Genomic DNA, 1,686 nt, shown 5'->3' on the forward strand with positions numbered 1-1,686 from the left:
CCGCCTCATCAGCCGCATCCGCACCGTCCTCGGCGTCGAACTCCCCATCCGGGCTCTCTTCGAGACCCCCACCCCCGCGGGCCTCGCCCACCGCGTCCAGCAAGCCGTCGACGCGCGCCCCGCCCTCACCGCCCGGACAGGGAGCCGGCAGGAGCCCGTACCCCTGTCGTTCGCCCAGCAACGCCTGTGGTTCCTGCACAAACTCGAAGGTCCCTCCGCCACCTACAACATGCCCCTCGTCTTCCACTTGGCGGGCGACTTCGACGAGCAGGCCCTGCGCGACGCGCTCGACGACGTGGTACTGCGCCACGAAGCACTGCGCACCGTGTTCCCGGAAACGGCGGGCCGCCCCAGGCAGCGCGTGCTGGAGCCGGCGGAGGCCCGGGTCCCCTGGGAGTCCCGGCGGATCTCCCCGCAGGAGGACCTGCACACCGCCCTGATCGAGGCGGCCGGGCACCCCTTCGACCTGAGCTCGGAGCTTCCCGTACGAGCCTGGTCCTGGCACACCGGCCCGGCCGAACACGCCGTCCTGGTGCTCATCCACCACATTGCGGGTGATGGTTGGTCGATGGGTCCGCTGGCGAGGGATCTCGTTGCTGCTTATACGGCCCGGCGGTCGGGTGGTGAGCCGTCGTGGGAGCCGCTGCCGGTGCAGTACGCGGACTACACCCTCTGGCAGCGCGACCTGCTCGGTGACGAGACCGACCCCGGCAGCGCCTTCGCCCGGCAGATCGCGTACTGGAAACAGCAGCTCGCCGGCCTCCCCGAAACGCTCGCACTGCCGGCGGACCGGCCGAGGCCCGCCACCGCCTCCTACCGCGGGGCGCACACCCCCTTCTCGTTCGACGCCGAACTCCACCGGGACCTCGAGCGGCTGGCACGGCGCTGCGACGCCACGCTCTTCATGGTGCTGCAGGCCGCACTGGCCGCTCTGCTCACCAAGCTGGGTGCCGGCACGGACATCCCTCTGGGAGCACCCGTCGCCGGGCGCACGGACGAGGCGCTGGACGGCCTGGCGGGCTTCTTCGTCAACACCCTGGTGCTTCGTACGGACACCTCTGGCAACCCGGCCTTCGGCGAGCTGATCGAGCGCGTCCGTGAGACGAGCCTGGCCGCGTACGCGCACCAGGACGTGCCCTTCGAGTACGTGGTCGAGGCGGTCAACCCCCGGCGGTCGGCCGCCCACCACCCGCTGTTCCAGGTGGCCCTGGCCCTGCAGAACTCACCGCGCGCCGAGTTCGCCCTCCCGGACCTGACGGTCCGGGCCGAGACGGCCGACGTGGGCACGGCCCGCTTCGACCTGCTGATCTCACTCACCGAACAGCATGGTGACGACGGCGATCCGGCCGGCGCGACCGGCTTCGTCGAGTACGCCACCGACCTGTTCGACCAGGCCACCGTCGACACCCTGATGGCCCGCTGGGTGCGGCTGCTGCGAACCGTTGTCGCCGACCCGGGCCGGCGTGTGGAGAAGGCGGACATCTTGACTTCCGAGGAGCGTGAACAGGTGCTGGCAGGGCGGAAGAACGACGAGCGGCGACCGGAGTCCGACGTGACGCTGGCAGAACTCTTCCAGGCCCGGGCCAAGCGCACTCCCCGTGCGACCGCTGTGGTGTGCGGTGAGGAGTCTTTGTCGTATGGGGAGTTGAATGCGCGGGCGAATCGGTTGGCGCATTGGTTGGTGGG

1 protein-coding gene is annotated in these 1,686 nt (G+C 70.6%); it reads left to right on the forward strand.

Going from position 1 to position 1,686, the window contains the following annotated elements; translation table 11 throughout:
* On the forward strand, positions 1-1,686 hold a 1,686-nt coding region (locus tag ACSNOH_RS34695; protein ID WP_436725429.1), incomplete at both ends, for a condensation domain-containing protein.

This window comes from Streptomyces sp. URMC 127, assembly GCF_051386535.1.
In the GTDB taxonomy this organism is placed as follows: domain Bacteria; phylum Actinomycetota; class Actinomycetes; order Streptomycetales; family Streptomycetaceae; genus Streptomyces.